Source organism: Elstera litoralis, assembly GCF_000963705.1.
Classification (GTDB): Bacteria; Pseudomonadota; Alphaproteobacteria; order Elsterales; family Elsteraceae; genus Elstera; species Elstera litoralis.
Map to the genome: position 1 here is coordinate 1 of NZ_LAJY01000653.1, position 1,437 is coordinate 1,437.

Consider the following 1,437-nt stretch of genomic DNA (forward strand, 5'->3'; position numbering starts at 1 on the left):
TTTGGCAACGCCGCTCCCGGCCCCGGCAGCTCCGGCCAATACCGCCGCCGCGCCGCAGGCCGCACCCGTCCAGACCAATTCCGCCGATGCGATCATCGAGACGCTGACCGTTATCGCGCCGGAAATGGCTGCTGAAGCCGAAGCACCAGTCGCCAAAACGGAAAGCGCGCCAGCACCGCAGGTCGCCGAGACGGAAACGCAAGCCCAGCAAACCCAAGCGCAGCCCGTCGCGGCGCAAACGGCGGTCGTCGCGCCCGTTGTTACCGAAGGGCAACCGAAGGCCAAAACCGCCGCGACTAAGCCGCAGGCCGATACAATCGCCCCGCAGGATGCCGACACCCTCGCCGGTCTGCCGACGACGGATGCCGCCGCCGCGCCTGCGACCGAGACGGAAACTAAGCAGGATCAAAGCCGCCAGGATCAATCCCCGGCGGAGCGTGGGCGCGAGCGGGCCCAGGAACGCGCCCAAGCGGGCGAACGGCTGGCCGCGCGCTTTGCCGATAGCCAGATCTCGTTGATCCGCGACGAAGCCTCGCTGACCGGCCCGATCCAAACGTTCAAAGCCAGCGTCAAAGCGGTTGCCGCCGAAGCGATCCTAACGGCGACGGCGACGAACAGCCCGTCCGAGGCGCCGAAGACCGCAACCTCGGCCACGGCCACGGCAACCGTGCTGACGAGCGCCGGCGGCACCAGCGATGCGACGCCGACCGCCAAAACGGCCTCGCGCCCGAATGCGCCGGTTTTCCAAACGCCGGTCGTACAGCAAGTGGGCACCCGCCTCGTTGAGACGGCGGCCAATGGCGGCGGTCGCGTCATCATGGATCTGCGCCCCGAACATTTTGGGCCGCGTCACCATCGATGTGGACGTGCGCGACGATGGCCGCGTGACGGCGACGGTTCTGGTCGACAATCCCGAAGCGCTCGAACAGCTCCGCCGCGATGCGGGGCAGTTGGAGCAGGCTTTGCGCGATACCGGCCTTAATCCCGAGCAGAATTCGCTGAATTTCGCCCTGCGCGAACAGGCACAAGAAAATGGCCGATTTGGCCGCGAGGGCCGTCGGGGCCGCGATGCGAATGGGGATCTTTTGGCCGATGCCGAAGCCGAACCGGAAGTCGCCGCCCAAACAAAACAAAGCGTCGTGCCCGGTATGGGCGTGATCGATATCCGAATTTAACCGGACCGCCGGGAATAGAGGAACGAAGCATGGCAACGACCAGCAGCACAACGTCGAATATGTTCAGTGACGTCAGCCAGTTGAATGGCGCGTCGCAACAAACCGTCGACTCCCGCAACTCGGTGGCCTCGACCTACGACAACTTCCTGAAACTGCTGACGACGCAGTTGAAGAACCAAGATCCGCTCGATCCGACCGATTCGAGCGAATTCACCAATCAGCTCGTGCAGTTCAGCCAGGTCGAACAGCAGATCAACTTGAA

The 1,437-nt window shown here is 64.4% G+C and carries 2 protein-coding genes and 1 pseudogene; all 3 read left to right on the top strand.

From position 1 onward, the window contains the following. Positions 1–982: pseudogene (locus tag VZ95_RS26050) on the top strand (hypothetical protein); the annotation flags it as partial. Next, on the top strand, positions 885–1,175 hold the full coding sequence (locus VZ95_RS26055; protein ID WP_408606109.1) for a hypothetical protein: 291 nt from the start codon (positions 885–887) through the stop codon (positions 1,173–1,175). The pseudogene VZ95_RS26050 and the gene VZ95_RS26055, both read left to right, overlap by 98 nt. A gap of 29 nt (positions 1,176–1,204) precedes the next feature. Then, on the top strand, positions 1,205–1,437 hold a 233-nt coding region (locus tag VZ95_RS18685; protein WP_045777204.1), incomplete at its 3' end, for a flagellar hook capping FlgD N-terminal domain-containing protein.